At 57.1% G+C, this 24821-nt stretch carries 27 protein-coding genes and 1 pseudogene; 6 read left to right on the plus strand and 22 right to left on the minus strand.

Features of this window, described 5'->3' with window-relative positions; all coding sequences use genetic code 11:
• Positions 1 to 141 precede the first annotated feature (141 nt).
• Both parC and ACO6S1_RS02810 read right to left on the minus strand, forming a co-directional pair.
• Complete coding sequence (parC, locus tag ACO6S1_RS02805) at positions 142 to 2415, minus strand: DNA topoisomerase IV subunit A (RefSeq protein ID WP_422344844.1); 2274 nt, start codon at positions 2413 to 2415, stop codon at positions 142 to 144.
• Positions 2416 to 2632: 217 nt separating this feature from the next.
• Positions 2633 to 3073, minus strand: a complete 441-nt coding sequence (locus ACO6S1_RS02810; protein ID WP_422344845.1) for a hypothetical protein — start codon at positions 3071 to 3073, stop codon at positions 2633 to 2635.
• 103 nt (positions 3074 to 3176) lie between these two features.
• Here ACO6S1_RS02810 and ACO6S1_RS02815 point away from each other — a divergent pair, with 103 nt between their 5' ends.
• The 6 genes from ACO6S1_RS02815 (at position 3177) to purQ (ending at position 8892) form a co-directional block, all read left to right on the plus strand.
• The gene (locus ACO6S1_RS02815; protein WP_422344846.1) at positions 3177 to 4103 is read left to right on the plus strand and encodes a DUF4349 domain-containing protein; all 927 of its coding nucleotides are present in this window, start codon (positions 3177 to 3179) and stop codon (positions 4101 to 4103) included.
• Between the two features lie 121 nt (positions 4104 to 4224).
• Positions 4225 to 5004 (plus strand): phosphoribosylaminoimidazolesuccinocarboxamide synthase, encoded by a 780-nt coding sequence (gene purC / locus ACO6S1_RS02820; RefSeq protein ID WP_422344847.1) that lies wholly within the window; start codon positions 4225 to 4227, stop codon positions 5002 to 5004.
• Between the two features lie 154 nt (positions 5005 to 5158).
• A complete protein-coding gene (locus ACO6S1_RS02825; RefSeq protein WP_422344848.1) occupies positions 5159 to 6397 on the plus strand; it encodes a hypothetical protein in 1239 nt (412 codons plus the stop codon).
• Between the two features lie 9 nt (positions 6398 to 6406).
• Positions 6407 to 7861: a surface lipoprotein assembly modifier gene (locus ACO6S1_RS02830; protein ID WP_422344849.1), complete on the plus strand. Its 1455-nt coding sequence runs from the start codon at positions 6407 to 6409 to the stop codon at positions 7859 to 7861.
• A gap of 117 nt (positions 7862 to 7978) precedes the next feature.
• Complete coding sequence (gene purS / locus ACO6S1_RS02835; RefSeq protein ID WP_422344850.1) at positions 7979 to 8233, plus strand: phosphoribosylformylglycinamidine synthase subunit PurS; 255 nt, start codon at positions 7979 to 7981, stop codon at positions 8231 to 8233.
• Positions 8234 to 8235: 2 nt separating this feature from the next.
• Positions 8236 to 8892 (plus strand): phosphoribosylformylglycinamidine synthase subunit PurQ, encoded by a 657-nt coding sequence (gene purQ / locus ACO6S1_RS02840; protein ID WP_422344851.1) that lies wholly within the window; start codon positions 8236 to 8238, stop codon positions 8890 to 8892.
• 8 nt (positions 8893 to 8900) lie between these two features.
• Here the strand turns inward: purQ and ACO6S1_RS02845 are convergent, their stop codons facing one another.
• The 20 genes and pseudogenes from ACO6S1_RS02845 to ACO6S1_RS02940 form a co-directional block, all read right to left on the minus strand.
• The gene (locus ACO6S1_RS02845; RefSeq protein WP_422344852.1) at positions 8901 to 9401 is read right to left on the minus strand and encodes an AHH domain-containing protein; all 501 of its coding nucleotides are present in this window, start codon (positions 9399 to 9401) and stop codon (positions 8901 to 8903) included.
• Positions 9402 to 9600: 199 nt separating this feature from the next.
• The gene (locus ACO6S1_RS02850) at positions 9601 to 10707 is read right to left on the minus strand and encodes an OmpA family protein (protein WP_422344853.1); all 1107 of its coding nucleotides are present in this window, start codon (positions 10705 to 10707) and stop codon (positions 9601 to 9603) included.
• A gap of 172 nt (positions 10708 to 10879) precedes the next feature.
• A complete protein-coding gene (locus ACO6S1_RS02855; RefSeq protein WP_422344854.1) occupies positions 10880 to 11353 on the minus strand; it encodes a DUF2793 domain-containing protein in 474 nt (157 codons plus the stop codon).
• A 43-nt stretch (positions 11354 to 11396) separates the two neighbouring features.
• A complete protein-coding gene (locus ACO6S1_RS02860) occupies positions 11397 to 12608 on the minus strand; it encodes a phage tail baseplate protein (RefSeq protein WP_422344855.1) in 1212 nt (403 codons plus the stop codon).
• Between the two features lie 9 nt (positions 12609 to 12617).
• Entirely contained in the window at positions 12618 to 13586 is a 969-nt protein-coding gene (locus ACO6S1_RS02865; RefSeq protein WP_422344856.1) for a hypothetical protein, read from the minus strand.
• Positions 13587 to 14018 (minus strand): peptidoglycan endopeptidase, encoded by a 432-nt coding sequence (locus ACO6S1_RS02870; RefSeq protein ID WP_422344857.1) that lies wholly within the window; start codon positions 14016 to 14018, stop codon positions 13587 to 13589. It lies immediately after the preceding gene.
• A 3-nt stretch (positions 14019 to 14021) separates the two neighbouring features.
• On the minus strand, positions 14022 to 14840 hold the full coding sequence (locus tag ACO6S1_RS02875) for a DUF2163 domain-containing protein (protein WP_422344858.1): 819 nt from the start codon (positions 14838 to 14840) through the stop codon (positions 14022 to 14024).
• Positions 14837 to 17181, minus strand: a pseudogene (locus ACO6S1_RS02880) (DUF2460 domain-containing protein). The gene ACO6S1_RS02875 and the pseudogene ACO6S1_RS02880 overlap by 4 nt, the downstream one beginning before the upstream one ends.
• 3 nt (positions 17182 to 17184) lie before the next feature.
• Positions 17185 to 17763 carry a tail tape measure protein gene (locus ACO6S1_RS02885; RefSeq protein WP_422344859.1) on the minus strand — a complete coding sequence of 193 codons (579 nt, stop codon included), beginning with the start codon at positions 17761 to 17763 and terminating at the stop codon, positions 17185 to 17187.
• A complete protein-coding gene (locus ACO6S1_RS02890) occupies positions 17756 to 18121 on the minus strand; it encodes a phage tail assembly chaperone (protein ID WP_422344860.1) in 366 nt (121 codons plus the stop codon). Before ACO6S1_RS02890 ends, ACO6S1_RS02885 begins: the two co-directional genes overlap by 8 nt.
• Positions 18121 to 18435, minus strand: a complete 315-nt coding sequence (locus ACO6S1_RS02895) for a gene transfer agent family protein (RefSeq protein WP_422344861.1) — start codon at positions 18433 to 18435, stop codon at positions 18121 to 18123. Before ACO6S1_RS02895 ends, ACO6S1_RS02890 begins: the two co-directional genes overlap by 1 nt.
• On the minus strand, positions 18428 to 18835 hold the full coding sequence (locus ACO6S1_RS02900) for a phage tail tube protein (protein ID WP_422344862.1): 408 nt from the start codon (positions 18833 to 18835) through the stop codon (positions 18428 to 18430). Before ACO6S1_RS02900 ends, ACO6S1_RS02895 begins: the two co-directional genes overlap by 8 nt.
• A 427-nt stretch (positions 18836 to 19262) precedes the next feature.
• Positions 19263 to 19670 (minus strand): DUF3168 domain-containing protein, encoded by a 408-nt coding sequence (locus ACO6S1_RS02905; RefSeq protein WP_422344863.1) that lies wholly within the window; start codon positions 19668 to 19670, stop codon positions 19263 to 19265.
• Positions 19667 to 19885, minus strand: coding sequence for a hypothetical protein (locus ACO6S1_RS02910; protein WP_422344864.1), 219 nt, complete (start codon positions 19883 to 19885; stop codon positions 19667 to 19669). The genes ACO6S1_RS02905 and ACO6S1_RS02910 overlap by 4 nt, the downstream gene beginning before the upstream one ends.
• The gene (locus tag ACO6S1_RS02915) at positions 19885 to 20229 is read right to left on the minus strand and encodes a phage head completion protein (RefSeq protein WP_422344865.1); all 345 of its coding nucleotides are present in this window, start codon (positions 20227 to 20229) and stop codon (positions 19885 to 19887) included. The genes ACO6S1_RS02910 and ACO6S1_RS02915 overlap by 1 nt, the downstream gene beginning before the upstream one ends.
• Positions 20226 to 20771 carry a head-tail connector protein gene (locus ACO6S1_RS02920; protein WP_422344866.1) on the minus strand — a complete coding sequence of 182 codons (546 nt, stop codon included), beginning with the start codon at positions 20769 to 20771 and terminating at the stop codon, positions 20226 to 20228. The genes ACO6S1_RS02915 and ACO6S1_RS02920 overlap by 4 nt, the downstream gene beginning before the upstream one ends.
• A gap of 427 nt (positions 20772 to 21198) precedes the next feature.
• A complete protein-coding gene (locus tag ACO6S1_RS02925) occupies positions 21199 to 22377 on the minus strand; it encodes a phage major capsid protein (RefSeq protein ID WP_422344867.1) in 1179 nt (392 codons plus the stop codon).
• Between the two features lie 95 nt (positions 22378 to 22472).
• Complete coding sequence (locus ACO6S1_RS02930) at positions 22473 to 22871, minus strand: HK97 family phage prohead protease (RefSeq protein ID WP_422344868.1); 399 nt, start codon at positions 22869 to 22871, stop codon at positions 22473 to 22475.
• Positions 22868 to 23176, minus strand: coding sequence for a DUF6127 family protein (locus ACO6S1_RS02935; RefSeq protein WP_422344869.1), 309 nt, complete (start codon positions 23174 to 23176; stop codon positions 22868 to 22870). Before ACO6S1_RS02935 ends, ACO6S1_RS02930 begins: the two co-directional genes overlap by 4 nt.
• Positions 23177 to 23645: 469 nt before the next feature.
• A complete protein-coding gene (locus ACO6S1_RS02940; protein ID WP_422344870.1) occupies positions 23646 to 24782 on the minus strand; it encodes a phage portal protein in 1137 nt (378 codons plus the stop codon).
• Between the last annotated feature and the right edge of the window lie 39 nt (positions 24783 to 24821).

A 24821-nucleotide genomic window follows, 5' to 3' on the forward strand; every position in this document is an offset into this window, starting at 1 on the left:
CACGAAATCGAATCGCTCGCGACCCCTCACGACCATTCGTATTGCTTTAATGTCCCGAAAAACTCTGAAAAGTCAAACTTTTGGAAAGGATTTGTTAACCTTTTTACATGTCTGTGCCAGAATGAGACTCAATGTTACCAATCAATCAAACTTTCCCGTCTTCGGGAAACCTGTCGGCGGCAAGCGCCCCGCCGCGCCGCGGGCTACCCGCCACATGGTCAGATCATGTTCGGTGCGGGTGCGACCGGTATCACCGCCCATTGCCCAGCTTAAGCCTTCTTCCAGCTTGAACACCGTGGCGTCAGACAGTCCGCCGTCTTTATAGCGTTGCAGCATAACGCCCTGCCCCTTGGACATTTCCGGCATTTCGGACAGCGCGAAAACCACCAGCTTGCGGTTTTCGCCTATGGCGGCAACATGGTCGGCATCAGCAGGCACCGGCCGCACGACCAGCAATCTGGCATCACCTTTCAGGTTCACGACCTGACGGCCCTTTTTGGTTTCCGCGACGACATCAGCAATATTGGTGACGAAGCCCCGGCCCCAGGTCGAGGCGATCAGTAATTTGGCTTTCATATCCGCAACCATCATCGCAATGGGTTCCGCGCCCGGGTCCATATCAACCATAGAGGCAACCGGTTCGCCAAAGCCGCGTGCGCCGGGCAATTTGTCCGCGCCCAGGGTATAGAACCGCCCATTGTCACAGCACATCAACAGCTTGTCTGTCGTCTGTGCGTGGAAGGCGAATTTGGGGCCGTCGCCTTCCTTGAACTTGAAGCTGTCCGGCGCGCTGAGATCGGCATGGCCCTTCATCGCCTTGATCCAGCCGCGCTGCGACATAATGACAGTGACTGGTTCTTTCTCGATAAAGGCTTCGAGCGAAATTTCCCGCGCTGGCGCTGCCTCGATCAGCATCGTCCGGCGGGCGCCCAGCGCCGTATCCTCGGCATAGAGTTTGCGCATGGCCGCCAGGTCTTTTTTGAGCCGTGTCTTTTGCCGTGCCGGGCTATCTATCAGTTTCGCCAGCCCCTCACGTTCTTCGAGCAACTTGTCCCGCTCGGTTCGCAGTTCCATTTCCTCAAGCTTGCGCAACGACCGCAGCCGCATGTTGAGGATCGCTTCGGCTTGACGGTCATTAAGCTTGAACTCCTCCATCAGAAGCGGCTTCGGCTCGTCATTATTGCGAATAATCTCGATCACGCGATCGAGGTTGAGATAAGCAATGATATAGCCTTCAAGCAGCTCCAGCCGGGCATCGATCTTGTTGATGCGGTGCTGTGAACGGCGCACCAGCACCTCGATCTGATGAACAATCCAGTGTTGCAGGACTTCGGTTATGCCCATGACTTTGGGCGTACGGTCCTTGTCGAGCACATTCATGTTGAGTGAGAAACGATTTTCCAGATCGCTCATCCGGAACAGGGCGTTCATCAGATCATCGGGATCAACCGCGCGGCTTTTCGGTTCCAGCACGATGCGAACCTGTTCGTCGGATTCGTCGCGAATGTCCGCCAATATGGGCAGCTTTTTGTCTGCGATAATCTGGGCAATCTGTTCGATCAGTTTGCCCTTTTGCACCTGATAGGGAATTTCGGTGACAACGATCTGCCAGGCACCCCGCCCTTCGGCGTCTTCTTTCTCCCATTTCGCGCGCACGCGCATCGCGCCGCGACCGCTTTCATAGGCCGCATCAATGACCGATTTCGGATCAACCAGCGTGCCTCCCGTGGGCAGATCAGGTCCTTTGATAATCGCCATGATCTCGGCATGCTCGGCCTTGGGACTGTCAATGAGCAAGGTTGCAGCATCGATAATCTCATGAACATTATGCGACGGAATGCTGGTCGCCATGCCCACAGCAATGCCGCTCGCGCCATTGGCGAGCAGATTGGGGAACAGACCCGGCATGATTTCCGGTTCTTCGTCTTCGCCATTATAGGTAGGCTTGAAATCGACCGTGCCTTCGTCGAGCCCATGCATCAGCTCGATCGCCGTGCGTGTCAGGCGCGCTTCGGTATAGCGGTAGGCCGCGGCATTATCGCCGTCGATATTGCCGAAATTGCCTTGGCCATCGACCAAAGGATAGCGCATCGCAAAACTCTGCGCGAGGCGGACCATCGCGTCATAAACCGACTGATCACCATGGGGATGATATTTACCGATAACATCACCCACAACGCGGGCGCATTTCTTGTAGCCTTGCGCAGGATCGAGCTTCAGCAACCGCATCGCCCATAAAAGCCGCCGGTGCACCGGTTTCAGGCCATCACGCAAATCGGGCAGCGACCGTGCGGTAATCGTCGACATCGCGTAAATCAGGTAACGCTCGGACAGGGCCGCATCAAAGGGCGCGTCGACTATAGCATCAAATTCATCTTCAGGTGCCGCTTCGGGCGGGTCGGTTACATCACTCATGGAAGATGCGATAGCAGGGTGGATTCATGCTGTGTAGTGGGAAAGTGGTGATGGCTTCTCCTCTCCCCTTGAGGGAGAGGAAACGAGAGCTTGGCAGCTTGCTGCCTAGCGGAGTTGGTGAGGGGTGGAGGCTCAGCGTATCTTCTCTACCCCTCACCAAGATTTTCTAGTCAGTAAACTGACAAGTAAATCTGTCCTCTCCCTCAAGGGGAGAGGATCAGGTGTCGAGCCACTCCTTCGGCAGGTCCACCCCCTCGCGCTCATTGTCCCAGATCATCGCCATGATCCACCAACGAGTTCCATCATTCCACAAATGCACCATATTCACCCCGCGAAACTGGATATCCGGATGGTCCGGAGTCTCCCGCGCTTCATAGCTCGAATAGACATGCGCAATCTGGCCAAACACATCTGTCTTGCGGCCAATTTCAATCTCGTAGAACGACTTTCCTTCGAGCAGCGGAATGGTCGCCGCGACAAATTCATCGTAAGTGAAGGGAAAGATAACCGGCTCACCGTCAACAATGCGCGTGCGATTAATCAGCGCTTTGGGATGATAAATCTCGCGGTCGCGCTCCCAATCCTGACCGCCTGGTGGTCCGGATATACAGTCATAAAGCGTTGCCATCACTTCATCGATCGTGCCATATTTTACCAAAATCCACTCCTTGCAACGCTTCGTCGCTCAAAATAAACGCTTTATCGTTGACTATGTGATAATGTTACATTACTCATTCTGACCCTCAACATGGAGAGAATATATGCGAATGCGCAAGACCTTATTCGCGACCATTGTAATTTTAGGGCTCGCCGGATGTAGCGGTGTCGACCAGACAGCCTCCGAATATGATCTCGCTGAAACCGAGGCTGCGGGGGCAGACGCTGACATCGCTCGCGAACCTGCGTTGGCATCAATGCCTTCGACAGAAGAGCCGGCAAGAAGCGAAATCCCTGTCAGCCAACCTCAAATTGCTTATAGTTATGATTATGGCTTCCGGCTCCCTTCGTCGGAAATTCCAAAAGCCCAGCAACAGCATATTGCCCTGTGCAACCGGCTCCCTGCCAATGGTTGCCGGGTCCTTAACATGTCCAATAGTGGCGGCGAAGGGGACTATGCGACCGGCCGCCTGCATCTTGAAGTGGCAGCCCCGAAAGCCCGCGCCTTTGGCGAACAACTTGCCGAGGCGGTAGACCAAAGCGGTGGCAGCCAGATTGCCGCGTCAATCAGTGGCGAAGACCTGTCGAAAATCATTGTCGATACTGAAGCACGTCTGCGCAGCCGTGTTCTGCTTTCTCAACGTCTGACTGAACTGCTGCGGACCCGCAAAGGAACGGTAGCCGAGCTTGTCGAGGCGGAACGCGCTGTCACCAGCGTGAATGAGGAAATTGACCAAGCACGCAGCTGGCTTAAAGAAATGCGCGGACGTGTCTCTTATAGCACCGTGATGATCAACTATCAGTCGAGCGCACCGGGCGCCGGCGGTTTCTCACAGCCCATCCGCGAGGCTTTGGGTGATATTTCAGCGACCCTTGGATATTCGATTGCAGCCGTGATTACGCTCATCGCGATTATGCTTCCATGGATATTGCTGCTGGCCCTCGCCATTTATCTGCGCCGCAGGTTCAAGGCCGCAGACCGCAGTTTTTGGGGCCGAAAACTGGAACCAACCGCGCCAGCAGAGGATTGATTGCGCCATCATCTGCTTTGGCTTATAGAGATAAATCGCTGCCCCGATCTGTCCGAGTTCGCTTGATTCGCACAATCGGGGCTTGGTTTTTGATGCTTCTTCCTGTGAGTAGGAATCCGATATGTCCCGTCGCCGCCAAATCTACGAAGGCAAGGCCAAGATCCTTTACGAAGGACCCGAGCCAGGCACGATCATCCAATATTTCAAGGATGATGCCACCGCTTTTAATGCCGAGAAAAAGGGCACGATCAACGGCAAGGGCGTGATCAACAACCGCGTGAGTGAGCACATTTTTACACAGCTTGGCCATATCGGTATTCCCAGCCACTTTATCCGCCGCCTCAACATGCGCGAGCAACTGGTGAAGCAGGTCGAGATTGTTCCAATCGAAGTTATCGTTCGCAATGTTGCTGCCGGCTCGTTGAGCAAACGCCTGGGTATCGAAGAAGGCACACCATTGCCGCACACATTGCTGGAATATTGTTATAAGGATGACGCGCTGGGCGATCCCCTGGTAGCCGAAGAGCATATCGCCTGTTTTGGCTGGGCGACGCAGGAGGAAATGCAGGACATTTCCGCCATGGCGATCCGCATAAACGACTTCATGGCCGGTATGTTTGCGGGAATCGGCATAAAATTGGTCGATTTCAAACTGGAATTTGGCAGGCTTTTTGACGGCGATTTTTCGCGCATTATTTTGGCCGACGAAATCAGCCCCGATGGCTGCCGTCTGTGGGATATCGAGACCAATGAAAAGCTCGATAAAGATCGCTTTCGCCGTGATCTTGGCGGAGAAGCCGAAGCATATCAAGAAGTTGCCCGGCGCATGGGGTTGTTTCCCGAAGGTGGTCTCAGCGAAGTACTCGATCTGGATAGTGAACGGAAAAAGCGCGGAAAGTAACCATAGTTTTTCGGGCTATTGTTAAACGATGATGCGCATTGTCCGCTCAAGGGGCGGGCAAAACAGCCATAAATTACGGCGATGGTTTACGCGAATTTAACCATTGAACTGATAGCACCGCCCTCATGTGGAACTCATGTGAGGAATTTTTCCGATGCGCCTTTTGATTTTGTTAGCCAGTACAACAATGCTTGCCGCTTGCGGTGGAGCGGGGCCCCAATCTGCAGGAAGCGTTGCACCAAGCGGCGGAGGCACTGGAGGCGGCGACGGAAGCGGAGACACGCACACATTTGTCAATCCGACAACGCAAAAGGTCTACAAAGCCATTGGCAGCACACACAGTTATCAATATCAGGTCGTCAATGCGGGCGACCCAGGTGCCCGCCAAGGTTCCCAACTCTATCAGGGTGACGCGAACACGGTGCGCAACAGCAACCTGACCGTCGACTATAATCCGCGTGATGCCATTTTTAACGTGAGCTTCAGCAACGGTTTAGCAGGAACAACGGCGACCAGCCGGTTTCAGGATCCGTTGCATCGTACCGATTTTGGTGGTGCACTAGAGCCCCAGTTTGGCACGCCAGATCTTGAATCAGCTACCTTCGGGATGCAGGGGATTAATTATCTCGAATCTGGCAGCGGAAACAATGTTGTACGCCGGCCTGGTGGCGAGTTTATTTTTGATCTCATCGATACTGGAGCCCCCGGAAGCCGTGATGTTACCACTTTCTTCTATCAGACGCCTGGCACAGAAACCCAGTATGTGACCTTTGCAGGCTATCTCCGGAACACAGCCGGTGTCGTTGAATCGGACATAGATAACCCGGATGGCTCGACCAGCACCCTGTTGACACAAACAAATACGTTTGAACGTGGCGCATTTGCTTATGGCGAGCTGGCAGCAGCGGACGACATTCCAACAACCGGCACAGGTTCGTTTGAAGGGGCGATGCTTGCAACCATGGTGTTCAACAACCTACCGGATACGCTTGGCAATACAGATACCTATTTCCAGTGGATCGCCGGCCGCGCAACAACCTCTGTCGATTTCGGTGCGAACACATTCGCCTTGTCGCTTGATGGCAATGTCGGCGCGCCTTTATTTGACGGCACCAGCCGGGCCCATAGTGTTTTGGAAAATGCACAGTTCCGTGCCAATGGTGCTGGGCAAATCGATTTGGTAGCGGCAGGCGGCTTTCTCGGTCAATTTAATGAAGCGTGGATTGTCAATCCAGGCGGCGGACGTCTCGACATAAACATTGCTGGATCGAGTATCGACGGCGCTTTCTATGGCCCTAATGGCGAGGAAGTTGGCGGCGGATACCGTATTGTTGGCGGCACGCCAGATGAACGAATCGACATATTGGGAACCTTTGTCGGCAGAGGCAACTAGGGGCCAGACATGTCCATTCAGGCTGCCACAAAACGAGCGCTTCTTTTGGGAGGCGGTCTCGCCGCCTCGCTTTGCGCTGTTCCGGTGGCCGCTGAAGAGGCCATAAGCGAGGAGGCTGCGGCAGAAACCGCGGCCGACAATATCGTTCCGGCAACTACGCCAAAATGCGATGCGACCGGCACCTGCCGATTTCAGGTCACTCCAGCCCAGCTGCTCGCCAAAGCACAAGCACTGGTTCAGGCAAAAGAATATGACCGTGCTTTGCCGTTGGTTGAGGTTCTTGGCCAGGTTCCAGATTTGCGGATGCAACAGCAGTTTCTGGCGGGTTACATCGCGGTTGAAACCGGCGATCTGAAAAAAGCGATCAAGACATTTCGCTCAATTCTAGACGAGAATCCGGGACAAACGCGAGTTCGATTGGAACTGGCTCGCACTTATTTGATGAGCGGCAAAGAAGCGAGCGCGGATTATCATTTCCGTCTTGCGCAAAATGACGAGAACCTGCCGGATGAAATTTCCCGGACAATCCGTAACACGCGCAGTATTTTGAGAGATCAGCGGGTCTGGCGGTTCAGCTTCGATTTTGGCTTTGCGCCTGATACCAACATCAACGGTGCAACTAATGCTGAAACCATCGACGTCAATTTTGGCGCAATTTTTCCTATACTCGGCGATGCGCAAGGCGAACTGGAACTGGACGAAAGTGCACGGCGAAGGTCAGGCATCGGACAGATTGCCGGATTCTCGGGCGGCGTAAGATTAAAGGCCAGCGATAAACTCGCTTTCCTTTTCGATGCCGACAGCAAAGTGATTAATTATCAAGGCAAGGCAGCTGATGATATTGTCGGGCAAATTGCAGTGGGCCCGGAAATGCGCATTGCGCGCTATGCCAGCGTATCGTTGCAAGCAGTCGGCCAGCAACGCTGGTTTGGTGGCAAACTCGCGACGCGGGAATATGGCGCGCGCGTAGGCTTTCAGGCCGCTCTCAGCCAGGGGCAACGCGTCGGCATCGAGCTGGATGGTCGCCGCACGGATTCGAAACTCAGCGACAGTTTTAGCGGTTGGCAATTGGGTGCTAATGTAACCTACGAGCATTTGGTTGGGAAATCCCTGATCGCATCAGCCAGCGTTTTTACCCGCCGCGATCTGCTGAATTCTGACGCCTTTTCCAGCACCAACTATGGCGTGAATCTGGGCATTGGCGGCGAATTGCCTTTCGGCCTAAATGCCGGCATTTCTGGCAGCTTAAGCCGCTCGACTTTTGACGAGGCGATCGCGTTATATTCTAACGAAAAACGTCAAGACTGGCGGAGTTTCGGGCGCGCCTATATTGGCAGCCGCCAGATCAAGTTTCTCGGTTTCTCGCCGTCGGTCGACTATAATTATTCGCGCGTTGACAGCAATTATGACTTGTATCAGATGAACCGGCACCGGGTGAATTTCAAACTTGCGAAATTTTTCTGACGACAGCAAACTGGTTGCGATGATTCACTGCATCGCCTGATAACCACCTCTTGCTCCCTGCGACGACCACGCTATAGGAAATAGCGCATCATGTCGGCCATCGGAAAAGCGAGATCCATGAAGATAAGAATATTTGTGACCCTGAAAAATGGTGTCCTCGACCCACAGGGAAAAGCCATTCACCATGCTTTGGAAAACCTAGACTTCAAAGGGGTGAACGATGTGCGCGCGGGCAAGCTCATCGAACTGGATGTGGATGATAGCACCAGCGACAGCGACATCGAGAAAATGTGCGAAAAACTGCTCGCCAACACGGTCATAGAAAATTTTGAGATCGAGAAACTGACCGACCAAGCAACAGAAGAAGCCTGACCATGAAATCCGCTGTTCTTGTTTTCCCCGGTTCCAATTGCGATCGCGATATGGCGGTTGCACTGGAAACGGTTACCGGGAAAAAACCGCATATGGTGTGGCATGGCGAAAATGTCCTGCCCGAAGGTCTGGATATAATCGCTCTGCCGGGCGGCTTTTCCTATGGAGACTATTTGCGGTCCGGTGCCATGGCTTCGCGGTCGAATATCATAGGTTCCCTAGTACAGGCCTCGGAAAGAGGCGTGAAAATCCTCGGAGTCTGCAACGGCTTCCAGATTCTGACCGAAATCGGGCTTCTGCCTGGCGCTTTGATGCGCAACCAGAATATTAATTTCATCTGCAAGGATGTGGATTTAACGGTGGCGCAGACCGATTCCGTTTTCACATCTGGCTATGAAAAGAACGGCGTGATCACCATCCCTGTGGCTCATCATGATGGTAATTATTTCGCCGACGAGCAGAGTCTGGACAGGCTGGAAGATAATAACCAGATTGCTTTTCGATACACCGAAAATGTCAATGGATCGGCGCGGAATATTGCTGGCGTCATGAATGAAAATGGCAATGTCCTTGGCATGATGCCGCATCCCGAACGGGCGGTAGACGAGAAGCATGGCGGCACTGACGGCTTGAAATTGTTTCAAAGCCTGTTGGGCTAGTCTTGCGGTTACCGTAACGGCGGCCATTGCGTGGCCTGATAGAGTCTGTCGACGCTCGCATCGAGATTGCTGAATGCTTCGGCAGACGGCCCCGGGTCTCTCTTGTTTAGGCGAAGGCGTCCTAATCCGCGTCCAATCAGAGCTTGCTTAAGGGTCTGTTGTAAAAGGCGGACCCTGAAACCGAAAAACTCCGCGCGCTGTCCCTTGCCTTTGATCTGCTCACTCAGTCGTGTAATAAGTATCAGTCGATCGATGACCAGTTCATTGTAGCGCGGATGTGGACCGCGGTGGAGCGGATGGCCCGTTTCCACTGCTGTTTTTTCATCTGAGGGCAACAAAACGCCATTTTTGCTGAAGTCATCAAAATCGAAACCACCGGGCAACGCTTCATTCAGCGGCAAAATGACATCGGCGATCGTAGCCACTTGCAAGGGTATCAGATGATGGCGCTGAAAATGGGAGCGGTAGTTTTCGGTATGTTTCCTGTTAATCTCTGAAAAACGGTTCATTGCCGTTCTAAATATGAACGGTGATTTGATCTTGTGGTCAAGCTCTAAAGAAGTCGCATGCCCACATTGTTCATCGTCCGCGCCATAGACCAGGATGACTCTTCAAAAACTTGCATTAGGGAGGTTTCACATGGCGACAGAACAAAAAAAGGGCCGGTCCGAAGACCAGCCCTTTTCATTAAATCGAGATTGAAAGTTATTAGTTGCCTGAACCAGGACCGTACATAACTTCAACACGCCGGTTTTGTGGCTCACGAACGCCGTCTGCGGTTTCAACGCGAGGACGCGATTCACCGAAGGCTTCGCTGGAGATCGCGCCGCCGCCGATGCCGCGTGATTCGAGATAGGCCCGAACCGACTCGTTCCGACGTTGGGACAGACCAACGTTATAGCTAGCTGAACCAGATTTATCAGCGTGACCCGCCAACATAACCTGAGCCGAACCACAATCACCATATGCTGTAACCGCATTGTCCAGAACTGTAGCAGCTTCTGGTGTGATGTCTGACTGATCCCAGTCAAAGAACACAATATACGGTCCAGGTGCACACACAGCAGCCGGTGGAGGCGGCGGTGGTGGTGGTGGAGGCGGTGGTGGTGGTGGTGGTGGAGGCGGTGGTGGTGCCTCTGGTTCGCCGCCGAAGTTGTAGATCAAGCTACCCAAAATCGAATGGGTACGCAGACGGGTGCTGACATCGTTACCAACTTGGTCAACAAGATCGATCTTGTCGGCGTTGAAGAAACGATATTTCAAACCAACGTCCCAGCTGTCGCTCAATGGCGCGCGGATACCCGCGATGGCCTGCCAAGCGAAACCGGTGTCCGAATCATCAAGATAAGGACCAGCAAAAATATTGGTGATCTCGGTACGAGCTACACCAACACCGCCGCCGACAAAGCCTTGAATGCCGTCATCGTCGCCGAAGTCGAGCATACCGTTGAGCATGAAGCTCAAGGCGTTGACTTCACCGTTAATGTCAGTGGTGCCTATAAAAGTTCCGGCTCCGTTAGCAAAGCTGGGGATGCCTGGAGCACCAACTTGCAGCCGATCAGCTGCAGCTGATTTGTAGGCAACTTCTGTTTCCAGACGGAAACCACCAAAGTCATAACCAACAATACCGTCGAAATCATAACCAGCATCGTGGTCGACTTCTGACGCGTTACTATTTGCACCGATATCCGATGTAATATCTTCAACCAGCATCGCGCCGCCTTCTACGCCCACATACCATTGGCCATCACGGGCCAGGGCAGGTGAAGCGAGCGCCGTGGAGGCAAGCGCCAATCCTATGGCAAGCTTCCGCATTTATATTCCCCTTCTCATTTAGGTTCTGAATTCACGGCGCTTTGTAACCTGTCCCCAAAGGCAGTGCAAGCCGACAAATCGCCCAACTGTTGCGAAAATGTCGCCATTTTCGTGATTTAACCGAAAAAATGCCCTCTAAGGTGCTGCAAACAGGGTGGTTTGTGGGCTGGAATTAGCTCAAACCAGAATCGTTTTGGCCGATTTCAGGTAAAATGCCCGTTACTTTGAGAGCAGCCAATATCGAATCAATAGCAGATCGTGCTTCGCTATCGATATTGTTTCCGCCGGTTGGCGTGGTGATATCTGCATTAAACCACCAGCCGTCTTCGCGATATAGGGCGAGCTGATTGGTCTCGCGTACCGTAATCTTCATTGATTTCTGTGGCTTAATGAAATGCCATCCGCCCGCTGACCAACCGGCAATCTGGTTTTCCCTGCCGCTCCATTCACCAATCGCGGCGAGGCCAACCAGCCAGCATTGGCCGGCTACCGGCGATAGCGACTGCGGATCATTGGCAATGGCCTCCACCACCGGATGCACCAAAAAATCAAGTAATATCAATGCATCGTTATGAAAAAGCTCTTTATGCGCCTGTCCGGCGGCCAGTAAGGGCAGTGAAAATCGAGCGGTCTCAAATATTGTCATGGGTTTTCCTTGGAGTAAAAATGAGGGCACCGCGTTCTGGCGGCTAAATTGCAATGGAAAATATCAAGGGATCAGAAATGCTGTGAAGGCCGATCTGCTGCACCTTCAGCATCAGTGATGTGGCGCCGGCATCGCGAAAGGACTGAAGCTGATCTGCCGGAATAACCACCTGTGGCCGCGTTGGCTCGAGTCTCAGATTGGAACCGATTTCAACCCGGTAAAGCTCCGTCTCTTCAGCCAGTGGTGTTTCGATATTGTCAGCCCATGCCAAGCCGGCGCGCGACCGGCGTGTCCAGCTGATCTCAAGATCGCCCTGCCCGCCAAAGCCATAGCGAGGGTGAACGGGGGACCAAGGCTTTAACGCTCTCCCCGGACAGGCGATTTCCCGCTTCACCGGAACGGGATCTCCCCTGCCCAATGCCGACAGCTTAAAGGGCCGAAAGGCTGTATAATGGCGGTTATCAATTTCTGTCAGCCCGATGCCGTCGAGCAGGACAAAATCTTCATCGCCGCCGTGCCGATCCATTTCCTGCTCTGTCCCGCCCAAACCTCTCAAAAAATAGGACAATAGATAGCGGTTGTCTCCAACGGGTTCGGCAAACCCAAATTGAATGATTTCAGCGCCAATGGCCGCAATATTTTTTCCAGCCAAAAGCTGTGCCTTGTCGGCATCGTTCAGCGCCATGTTACGGTTGTGCATCTGCACCAGCAACTTGTTCTTGCGATCAATCACATGCGCGCCGCTAGGGCCAAGTGTTTCGCGGCTCGTTCCGATAATCGCAGGCCGCGAGATCTGCCCGATAATGTCGTTACTTTCTCCATCCAACAGCTGCGCGTTGCGCCAGCCAAGGTCACCCGCAGCGGCAGCGTATAACAGCGCGCGACCGGACACCTGTGTGGGGGCATCGATTGCAAAAGGCAGGTCGACCAGAGCTAGGCGAGTGATCCCGGCCAGCGCATCGAGCTCCGTTATCGGACGACCGCTATCGGTTGCCCGGTCTGCGATTAACAGAGGGCTGGCCGCCTTCGTTAAACCCAGCCTCATGCTGCCATGATTTAACTCGCAACTGCGAACCAGCCAGACGTCTCCGCTGTTGTCGACTTCGACCAAAGTTCCGGGAAAAACAGTTCTTCCCGTCCTTAAAACATGCAATTGCGCGGAGACTCGCTCCTGGTAAAGCGACCATAAATTGGTCTGGGCGATCTTTTTCGCCTGAACGGCAGGCATCGCGGCGGGAAAATCCCGGTCCAGCACCACCCTGCCTTACCCGGGGCGAAACACATTTTGCATGCCTGATTGATAATCCCTTACCGGTTCGTAATAGCGCAGCGCAAATTCCCGCGGCAACTTTGATTCCGGCAAAGTCTGCCGTTCTATTGGTGTTACGGTTTGGCCATTGTGGATCGACACTATCGCGTCGCCGATTTGCACCGACTCCAAATCAGGATCGCGCGCGCGCGACTGTGCGGCTATCGAGCCGGATATCGTTGACCGGAAGGACAAGGGAAAATTGTCGGCAATAGCCTCCAGAACTGCACGGCGATCCCGTCCGCCCGCAGCAAATCCGTCCAGTAACTCTTCGACTGCGGACAGAACGACCTCTCCGGAAACATCATTGATGATGGAGCCGATGCTGGTCTTGCCATTATCGGCAATCACCTCAAAGGTAAGTGACGGGATACGATTACCATAATCGGTCAAATCCATATCCTCAAAAACGGCCAGCGCTAGGCCGCGATAGGCAGGTGTGCCTGCCGCCGCTTCGGCGCTGGCGATTAACCCGTCCGCAGCCTGATCTTCATACCCTTGATAGAAACGAAAGCCGGTGTCCGTTTTGAAGTCGCCTGCGCGCCCCCTGAAAATCTTGCCATCTGCCCAAATCCGTCCAATATTCTTTATTTTCCGGCTCGACAAGGCAACGGCAAAGGACACCGAATAGCTGTATGTCGTGTTGCGCGGACGGCCTTTGCCACCTCCACTCGACTCTCGCGTCTCCTTAAGATCGGTCGCCCAAATGACTGTCCCGGCAACGCGCATTTTGCCGTAGAGGCGCGGAATTTGCGATCCATAGCTGGAAGTCTGGACCGCCAGTTCCTGCAAGCGCGGACCCTCTGCGCCTTTAGGCTTGAACAGGAAATTCTGATCGACTTGCCGCCCCAGCAGCCCCCCTAGCGCACCGCCAATCGGACCGCCCAACACCGTGCCGACGGCTGTCAAAACCAAGGTTGCCATCTAGCACTCCAACATTCTGAAAATTGCTTCGATCGGCCATTGCGCATCGCCGGGCATATGGACCACTCGGCCTAGCCCCGCATGGGCGTGGACAAAGCCGCCATCGGTCTTGATCATCAAGTGCCATTGAACTGGGCTGGGTCGCACCAGTATCACATCCCCTTCATGCATCGGCTCAGCGGGAGCCAGAGCAGTAAATCCGGCGAGCGTCATCACCCCGGTAATCTGCTCAAGCGACCCCCCACGGATCGAATAGCCCGTCGGGACATCACAGGCCAGCTCCGCTGCACTCAAACATTGCGCCGTCAACCCGATGCAATCGAGCCCGTGCTCTGCACTGCGCCCGTGGAGCCGGAAATCTGTACCGCATAGCTGCAAAGCCATTTCGGCAATCATCGCAGAGGATTTGGCTGTCGATTTGTCTGATGTCATAGGTCATGCTCCTGGATATCGGGTGAGCAGGTCATTGCCCGGCAGATAGGGCTCCCCGCGAAAATTGATGCTGTTTCGAAAACGATCCCGGCAAGTCGCGAAATTCTTGTCGCAGCCTGCAATGAGCAGCGCCCGGTCTCCGACGGATACGGGCTGGCTTGGCTGATCGGCCAGCTGGATGCGGTCACCATCGCCGCTGATAATCGCAAAGCTGAGCCCGCAATTATTACCGCTCAGCCAGCGCAATTCACCATAGATATAATCTGCTGCCTTATTGTGCAGCTTCGCAAATTTAAGCTGCGATCCTTCTATCTGTGTCACCGTCATCTCCACCTGATGCGCGGCCAGACTGACCTTGCACTGCCGGTCACCCAATCGCGCGCGGCAGGTGGGGGAGGTCAGCGGTGCAATCGCCTCGTCCAGAAACGACGTGCCGCCGAGCATCTCGACACGAAACGCATCGCCGCTGCGCGTAATTTCGCCAAATTCACCGCTGATCAGATGGAGTGGTTCGTCCTCCGGCCTTTCCCAGTTCACCAGCGATATATGCAACTGCGCGCCGTTCCAGCGGCCCGCGACCAGATCGCTTTCGGCAATCGCCGCACTGGTCATCACGCCGGCAATATCAACGCTGTCCATTTCCAGACTGTCCGATAGCGCGATGGTCGAAGGGACCATTCCCGGCGCGGCGCGATAGCGCAAATTGTCGATCACCAGATCGCGATCATGCGATACAAAGCCGATGGTCACGCCGTCGCTGCGCTCCAGCCGCCACGCATAGCAGCTGGTGGTAAGCGGCAGGTCGAGCCAAGCCAGACTCATGGCGCTTCCCGCACTTCGATCAGACGGACTTGGGAATTTCGCCAGCCAAAAATGTGCTGGCGCTGACATCGAGCCGGTCCTCGGCAAAACGAACCGGCACATCGAATAGAAAGCCAGCGGTAATCTGGGCATCCTCGACCGGCGGGCTATCGAAGACAATTTGACCCAGCCTGTCTAGCGACCAGTTGCTCACGACCGCGCCATCGACCGCCACAAGAACGGATGATCGCACCGGCCGGGTGATTATGCGCTGCTGCGCCTCGCCGTCCCCATAGTTTTTGACCAGTGAAAAGCGCGTCTGCTCACCATCACCGGTGCCGATGACCTGATCTATCGCGCTCGGCGGGTCGATCATATTGTTGCTGCTATGGTCATAGGGATCGGCAAAGCGAAACGCCTTGGCCGCTCCGCGCCGGGCACGGAAAAAAGCGAGCAACGTCCGCAATTCCTCTTCCGACCGCACCCCCGGCCCGGCATCAAATTCCAGCCGCGCATCGGCCCAGTCGCTATTGCGTTTTTCATGGCCGGAAAGCGTCGTGACCACATCGGTGGAAAAGCGCGGCGAAACCGTCGCCCCGCGCCCGATGGCGAGCGGAAATTGTACGTCGTCAAACGCGTCCATATCATCCTCCTTTTCCTGAAAATAGGTGAAGCCGTCGCGCGCAACCTGTGGCAGCGCCCAGATGAAAATATCCGGCGTGCCCCGCGCCCGAGCGGCCGCCACCGCATCGACCATATTGGGCCAGATAAAACTGTCGTCAGCGGTCAGCACAAAACCGGAAAAATAATGTTGCCGCGCCATCGGATAGCCGAGCCGCTGCGTCGCGAGATAAATGCCGCGCTCGGTCTCTGACTGGTTGCCCGCGATGACCCAGTCATAATCTTCCAGCTGCAATATATCGAAGGCCGGGCTGGCCCAGCCGACGGGCAGATTGGCGCGCTTTGCCTCTGGCGCAGCGGCGTCCAATATCGTCGGCAGATAGGCGAGCAGCAGCGTCTCGACCGGCGCGCCAAGCGCCTCGTCCTTGACCGCTGCGACCAGATCGGCGGTCGATTGGGCCAGCATCTCCCCGGCCTGATCCAGCATTGCCTTTTGCGCGGCGCTCTTGGGGCCGCGTATGTCCGCAATGCTGACCAGCGCATCGCCAAAGGCCGCCTTGGCCGCCGCATCATAGAGACAGATCCGCCCATCATCCGGCATCACCCACCACCACGGTTCGCCGACCTGAAATTTGATCGCCGCCCCGGCATCGCGCGCAATCGCGGTAAAGGCGCGCGCCACCGCCTGCAGATAGCGCATCGCGGGCGGGCGCGCGGGAGACAAGAGAGCCGATGGCGGTACCCAGCCGGTCAGCGCCGGATCACCATTTTCCGCGCGCTGTTTCCAGTTATTCCAGCAATGGGCATCAAACAGCTCGTAGGACAGCGAGAAAATGACGGTAAAATCCATCGCCTCCGCGCGGGTGACAAAGTCGCAGTGCCAGACCGCGCAAGGCTGATTGATCGCGGCAAATTCCTCGCCCGGCTGCGGCGCGGACAGGCTGACATACAGCCCCGCGCCATTGGTCTCCAGCCGGAAATAATGGCTCATCCCGACATAATGATTGATCGCCCCGCGATAGCCGAGCGCGCGGATGGCGCGCAGCAGACGTGCGGGCGTCTGGTTAAAACTGTCATCATAGCCGGTCGCCATCGACAGGCCATTTTCCGGCACCATGATATCGCCGATTTCGAGCACGGCGCCGCCGCCATCGGCCGCAATCGCGCTCATCTCTACCCAGCCGGTTTTGGGTGTCGCATAGCGTGTGCCCGCGCCGTCATAGTCCGGCGGGATGATCGAGATGAACATCCGGTCAATATCATTCGGGTGCACCGGATCCGCTTCGCCCGGCAGCACAAAGCCGCCATCCAGCGCGGAAAACTCCAGGTCGATCAGCGCGTCGGTCGGCGTGCCGCTGGCATAGTTCCACAGCCGCACATACCAGGCCTTGGGCTGGCCGCTGGCATCGCGCCCCTCAATCGTTAGCGTCGGGCCATTGACCCGATTGAGCGGCATGATTCCCTGCGAGCGCCAGCGGAATTTCAGCCGCAGCCGCGCATAATCGCGGTTCGTTTCATAAGCGAGCAGCGGGTGATCGAGCGTATCTTCGCTATCCCAGATCAAACCCGCCAGATCATCGCTGTTGTAGAAAACCGCATCGACCCGCAGCGCGTCCGGTGCGGTCGTCACCACCGACGCCATCATCGGGCGCGGAAAATTGACGGTCCAGAAGCGCGGATCAAAGCGCTGGATAAAGCTGGTCTGTTGCGCGCTGCGTTCTTTCGCGAGCCAGAAACCCATGGCTCACCCCTCCCGATAGGCCAGCGCATTGCGCACCGCGCGCGCGACTTGCCGGCTGGAGCGGCGCATCTGATCGGGCGCGCTGCCCTGCCCGTTATCCGATATGTTGATGGTCAGGCGGACATTCGGCGCGGCGAGCGAGCCGTGCGGTTCGATCCGGCCCGCTGCTGTCGGTACAAACAGCTCCGGCCCCTGCTCCCCCACCATATAAGCGCGGCCACCGGTGACCGGTCCGCCGGTCGCGCGCGCCGGCAGACCCAGAGCCGCGCCCAAGAGCGACGTTCCAAGGCCCAGCAAGCCGCCACCCGATCCGCCGCCGCCTAGCAGGCTGCCAATACCGCTATTCACTGCGGCGCTGGCAATATCATCCATCACCGACAGCGCGACGCTTTTGAGATCCTGAAAATCCAGCGACCCGCGCCGGACCGCCCGGCGGAGGCCGGTTTCGAGTACAGAACCGGCGCGTTCCATTCCGCTGGCGAGCGGGCCATCCAGTTGGCCTTTCATATCCGCTACATCTTTTGCAAATCCGGCGGTATCCGCACGCACGGCGATGACCAGACGTTCGATTTCTTCATCCATGATGGAGGGTATCTTTCAGTTGTTCGAGTTGGGTTTTGGTGAGGGGTTGGGTGCATTGATGGACCGGACCGGCTGCAGACAAAGCCTTCAGGATGGCGGCCAATTCAGCAGGCGTGGCGTTCCAAAATTGATCGGGCGTCCAGCCAAGAGCGGCGGGTATCAGACCAGCGAGATGGGCTGCAGAGGTGCGGAAGCCACTGTGCTCCTGCGCAGGCAGGAGCCCATCTCGTGCCGTTGCATCTGACGGCGCCGGAGAGGGAGTGCTCTTACCAGAAGACTGGCGCTCACCAATGCCGCTGCTGATCACCGATGGATCAGGAGATGGATCCCTGCCTTCGCAGGGATACGGGATTGTCATCACCGTCCCTGCAATATCTGTTTGAGCAGGATTTTGAGAACAGGCGTCACACCCGCCAGCCCGAGCGCCATCATCGCTTCGCCAAAATCCTCTCGCGTCAGACGATCAGGCCGATCCCGGATCACATGCCAGAACAACCCGACAATTTCCGATAGCATCAACCGGCCACCCGCCGCCCGTTCGACCAGATCGAACAGCGACCCCAGTTCCTCTTCCGCCGCGACCAAGGCCGCAAAACTGGGGCGCAAGATCAGCCGCTGGTCACCCAGCACCAGCTCCGCCTCACCGCGCAGCGCGTTTGCCCGCTCAGACATTGATCACCGCGCCCGAGCTTTCGAGGCTCAACGTATAACTGCGCTCGCCATTATAATCGCCGCTATAGTCCAGCCGCGTGACCAGAAAATCACCGCGCATCCGGTCACCGCCTTCAAAGCTGAGTTCATAAGCGTCAATCACCCCGCCCAGCGCGTGGTTCTTGATACGCAGTTCCGCATTCGATCCGGTAAATACGCCGGCGCCCGATACCGATACCGACCGCACACCTGCGCCCGACAAAAGCTCGCGCCAGCCGCCGCTGTCTTTACTGGTGATCGCGACGGGTTCGCCATTGACCGACAATTGCGTCGTGCGCAGACCGGCGATGGTGGAATAGCTCACCGGGTCCTGCCCGTCGCCAATTTTAAGGAGAAAGGCACTGCCTTTTTCTGCTGCCATAGTTGGTTCCTTTTTTGTGTTGGTGGTTTTTTATTGGACCTCAAGCGCCGGGGAGTTTTTGTTTTGACCTCAGGCGCCGGGCGCGGGCATCCGCCCGCTTGGCTTTCCTCGCATAAGCTCGGGCGCGCGGTCGCGCCTGCCTCCGCTGCGCTCCGGGCTGGTGGCACGCTTGAGGTTGTATACGGCGGTGGCCCCTTTCATCCTCTCCCCTTGAGGGAGAGGACAGTGAAGCTTGCGGCCCTGGCCGCTAGCGAAACTTGGAGAGGGGTAGGCGTCCATCGCTAACGCCGGCGTTTGCCGCCTTCCCCTCTCTAAGACTTGCTAGGCAGCCAGCTGCCAAGCCAAGTCTTTTCTCTCCCTCAAGGGGAGAGAATTGGTATTTCGGTTGCCACTATTGTGCTCCGCACTTGATGCGGAGCACGAACCTCTAAATCGCGGGCTTCTTCAAAACCCGAGCGCGATATTCAACGAGACCGTTCCACGGGCTCACCGCATTTCGTAAAATCCGGCTCCGGCGAAAATCGAACGTGACGATCTGCCAACCGTCGGGGTCTGCAAGACCGCTCTCCAGCGCCACCTCGATCAGCGCCATCACCCGGTGCAATCGCGCCGCGCTATCGCCATCGTCATGCACGGTCAGCGCCAGGCTAAGCTCCCGGCCCGTGCCGCCTTTATAGCTCCAGTCGAGCGATGCGCCCGTCGCCAAGGCGATATAGGGAAAGCGGGTAAGCGGTGGCGGGCCGTCATAGATTCCGTTAATTGCATCCAGCAACGGCTGGTGCGCGTTCATCGCCGCAACCAGTTCCCGCTGCACCGCCTCAAGAGCGCTGGTCATCGAACACCTCGCATCAAAAAGGCGATATCGCGCAGGCTGTTATTCTCAACCATTTCCGCGCCAATGCCGCCACCGGAAACGACAACCCCATCCCTGGACTCCTCGATCGAAAACCGATCAGGCAGTTGCTCGTCCAGCGCCGCTTTGACGTCTGCTCTGGTCTTCTCGACCGTCGCTTCTGCCAGGCTTTCCGCCTTGTTTTTCAGCTTCTCCATTACCGTTTCTCCTCGGCTTCCAACATGGTTTTCGGAATGAAGCGATGGTCGGCGGACACGGTGCGGACGACCATGTTCCGATCACCCCATTTCAGGTGATCACCGGGACGGATCGCTTCCGTCTGACGCATCGTGAATCGCCATCGCGGCAAGGCCGAACGGCTCTCGGCCAGCGCTTCGCTGCCCGAGCCAAGCGGCTCGGCGGCCGCCCAGAAGTCGCCGACGATTTCGCTTTGGTCGGTCGCTGATCCGATGGCATCACGCTGCGCGGACCGGCGTGCAATATGGATGCGTTCGCGCAGCAGGCCGCTAAATTCCCCGCCTCCAAAATTTGAACCGCTCATGCGAGCCTCATCCGGCGATGCGGCCGCCATAAGGCTGTCACCGCGCTCGGCGGTGCGGCAACATCCGCGCCATCGCGATGGGAGTAGAGATAGCCTGCCAAGCGCACCACGCCTTGCCGCAAGGTTATTGGCACGGCGCCCCAGTCGGCGGCCAGCCCGGCTTCATAAGTGACAGCGATACGCTGGATATTATGGTAGCTATACAGCTTCACCCAGCCGATACCGTCGCCGTCAATATCCATCGCATAGGCGCTCGGGTCGAGCGGCGTCATATTGCCATCGGTGGCCACGGCCTCGACCCGCGTGATCGCTTGTACCGGCCGTCTTTTAAGTTTCTGCCATTCTGCGCGAACCGGCAAGCGATCGCATTCCGGTCGGGTAATCAGCATCTGGCCGGTGAAATTCTCGCAAAGGTGCGCGGCGCTGCGGACAAATTGCTCCAGCGCGTCATCATCTTCGCCATGGGCAAGGCGGAGAAATTCTTTGACCTCTTCGATCAGCTCTGCCGGGATCGCGGGCAGGCTTATAGGGGGGAAGCTCACGGTTCGGGCGTCCTTTCAGGTTGGGGTTTTTGGGGGGTGTGGGATTTGGGGGTTGAGGTTGTACACAATGGTGGCCGCTCCTTCATCCTCTCCCCTTGAGGGAGCGGAACTTGGAGCGGGGGGAGCGGTTATCGCTAACGATGGTGGTTGCCGCCTACCCCTCTCTAAGACTTGGCTTCGCAGCGAGCTGCCAAGCCAAGTCTTTTCTCTCCCTCAAGGGGAGAGAAGAACAGGCGAAACCTCAAGCATGCCACCAGTCCGATGCATCGCATCGGCAAGGGCGCCAAAATCAGATGGCGTCCGCCCGAGCTTATGCGAGGAAAGCCAAGGCGACGGATGTCGCCGCCCGGCGCTTGAGGGAATAAACAAAAACCCGCGCCCGGCGCTTGAGGTTCCAATAAAAACTCTCCCCCCTCCCCCACAACTATCAACTCGCGCTAAACTGCATCAGCTTGATCGCTTCGCTGTTCATCACCTGACCGCCGACGCGCTTGGTCGCATAGAAGTGCACAAACGGCTTGTTGGTGAACGGATCACGCAAGATGCTGGTCGCGCTGCGTTCGGCGATGAGATAACCGGCGCGGAAATTGCCGAAGGCGATGGACAGGCTGTCCGCCGCCACATCCGGCATATCCTCGGCCTCGACCACCGGATAGCCGAGCAGCATGTCCGGCTGACCTGATGCCAGCGACGCCTGCCACAAAAACGCGCCATCGGCGGTCTTGAACTTGCGGATCTGGGCCAGCGTTGCGCTGTTCATCACAAAGCTTGCGCCCTGCCGATAGGCGGGTTTGAGCGTGTGGACCAGATCGACCAGCGCATCTTCCCCATCCGCTCCCGCGAAACCGCCTGCTGCACCGGACGGCACATATTGCAGCGCCCCGAAAGCGCGCACATCATCCGGCTCGTCGGTCACAGGGGCGTTCAGAAAACCGCGCGGCTGGTTGATGCCCGAACCGCCGACAAAGGCCGCGCCCTCGGCCTGCGCAAATTCCCGCGCAATCTCATCGGCCAGCCAGGCTTCGACATCAAAGGCCGCATCATCGAGCATCGCCTGGGACGCCGCCGGATTGGCATAAAGCTCTCCGGTCGGCGGCGCGATTTCATTGAAATTGGGGGTGTCGGTTTCGGGCCGTCTCGCCGTTTCGCTAACCCAGCCCGATGGCGTGCCGCCATTGGTGACAAGCTTGCGATAGCCAGCGCTGCCGGTCTGCACCACGGTGGCAATCGACCGGATGGGCGAGATGTCCTTCAGCGTCCGGCCGATGAGCGCATCAATTTCCTGCGGCACCGCAAAGCCGCCTTCGGGGCCGGATGCTCCGGAAAAACTTTCCAGCTCGACACCTGCATGATCGCCCCGGCGGAGATATTTTGCGACGAAGTCTTTTGATGCAGAGGAAGCCAATAAGCCTTTCGCGCCATCTAAAGCAGGACGGGCGGATGCACGGGAGATATCCGCCATCTGGCTCTTCAAACCATCAACATCGGTGCGCAATGCGGCAATTGCCTTGCCGTGTTGTTCGGTTTCTTCGGTCTGCAAAACCGCGTCAAAGGAAGCCTCCAGCGGGTCGGCTTTCGTTTCGAGGGGGGTAGTTGAAATGTCCATGATGTTCCTTTCTTATGGATAATGAATAACCGCCCGGTCAGGGGCGGCCAAAAGCTGGTATTGGTGCTTCGCATCAAGTGCGGAGCACGGTCGCGTCAGATGATATGGTGCACCCGCGCCAAGGGCTGCATTGGGTGCGTAACCAACGATATTTCCGCCACATCCAGATCTATCAACGCGCGTGGCTTTTGGCCCGCCGCCTGCCGCACGCGATAGCCGAAACTGAGGCCCTTTACCGCACCGTCTTTCAGCATAGCCGACACCTCTCGCCCTGCTCTTGTCGCGGCTGAAAGACTACCGATCACCCGCAGGCCGCGCTGATCTTCGCGGGCATAGCTGATGCTGCCAATGCGATGCTCGGCGCTATGTTGCCAAAGCAAGGGCAGCGATTGCCCCTCGGCGAGCGTCCCAAAAGCACCGGGTCGAATAATGTCACCGCCCTTGTCGATGCGGTTAAAAATCGCGGCATAGCCAGCGAAGCGAATATCACTCACGTCACCAAATTCCCGAACCCGAACCGCATCGCAATCCCGATCAGCAGCAGTGCCAGCACCCCGCGCACAATCCAGGTGATCGCGGCTTTCCAGGCGCTCGCCTTGGCATCGCGCCAGGCGCGCAGCAGCTCGCGCAGTTCGTCGAGATCATCCTGCGCCTTATGATCGGCAAGACCCAGCCGATCGAGCACACGCTCCGCACCGCTGTCGGTTGCCTCCTCGACTATCGCGCGGAGCGTGACCAGATCAGCCCCATCGCCTTCCGCCTGCGCCACCAGGCGGGCGAGCATTTCTTCGTTTTTCATTTCATGGTTCCTTTTTTTGGACCTCAGGCGCCGGGCGCGGGCATCCGCCCGCTTGGCTTTCCTCGCAAAAGCTCGGGCGCGCAGTCGCGCTTGCCTCCGCTTCGCTTCGGATCAGCGCGACCTTCTACGCAACGTCAAAGAGCATCGTCCGAGCACAGCGAGGCAAGGCCGACCGGCCGCCGCGCCGTATGGCGCGATAGCCAAGGGCACGGATGTGCCCGCCCGGCGCCTGAGGTTGAACAAAAAATCCCGCACCCGGCGTTTGAGGTAAAATAAATACCCCCTCCTCTCCGCTTGAGGGAGAGGACAGTGCAGCTTGCGGCCCTGGGCTTGTCCAGGGGCGCTAGCGAAACTTGGTGAGGGGTGGGCGGCGCACATAAAGGGCTGCGACTGCCGCCCTCCCCTCACTAAGACTTGCTAGGCAGCAAGCTGCCAAGCCAAGTCTTTTCTCTCCCTCAAGGGGAGAGAATCATAAACCCAACATCGCCCGCTTCTCTTCCGGCGACAGAAAATCGGCTGCGCTCACTTGGCTCCACAGCCTCTCCCGGTCCTCCGACAGTGCCGGGATTTGATCACGGTCGATCGTCAGCTTCGCCTCCGGCCACCACGCTCCCAGCGCGCCCGACAGGCCGTCCAAAATCTTACCGGCCAGCGGCAAGATCGTCAGCCGCCAGAGCGCCCGATTAGCCTCGCGGTAATTGGCATAGCTATTGTCCCCGGGCAGCCCGAGCAGCATCGGCGGTACGCCAAAAGCCAGCGCAATTTCCCGCGCGGCGGCCGCTTTCAGCGCAACGAAATCCATGTCGGCCGGGGTCATGCTCATCGACTGCCATTTGAGGCCGCCTTCAAGCAGCATCGGACGACCGGCATTGCCGGAGCCTGCAAAACTCGCCTCCATCTCGGCCTTGAGCCGGTCAAACTGGTCCGCCGACAAGACCGATCCATCCGGCCCCGGATCAAACACCAAAGCGCCTGACGGCCGCGCGGCATTGTCGAGCAACGCCTTGTTCCACTGCGCCGCCGCATTATGCACGGCCACCGCCCTGGCCGCTGCGCCGAGGCAGCCGAGACCATAATGGTCGTCGGTCGGGTGAAAGGCCTTGATATGGATGATCGCCGGACGGCCCATCGCATCCTGCGCGGCAAAGCGGGTCTGATGCTCGCCAGCGCGATAGGCATAGGCGACGGGCCAGCCCTTTTCATCCGGCTCGATCGTAATCCGGTCGGGCCGCAGCGCGAACAGTTCGACAGGCTGGTCGTCGGCGCCGCACATCACCTGCACATAGGCATTGCCATGCAACAACAGATGCGCGGCGAGCGTTTCGAGCAAGGACTGGCCCGCACTGGTGGCGTTGACCAGGGTTGCAATGCCGTCGTTCATCGGCACGAGCGGCGCACCGCCGACACCCTCGGCCACAATGCGCACCGCTCGCTGGGCAATGGCGTTGTTGATGTAAGCGTCGCGCACCTGTCCTTCGTAAGAATAGGGCGCTTTGCCGGTGTACGAAACACCGCCGTAGGTGCCGATATAGCTGCGGCCCAAGGGCGTCCGTGATTGTCCACCCCCGCCCTTTAAGGCGAGGGAAATATTTTCCCAGAATTTCATTTTATTTCCTTTTTTTTGACCTCCGGCGCCGGGCGCGGG

Source organism: Parasphingorhabdus sp., assembly GCF_965233695.1.
GTDB lineage: Bacteria > Pseudomonadota > Alphaproteobacteria > Sphingomonadales > Sphingomonadaceae > Parasphingorhabdus.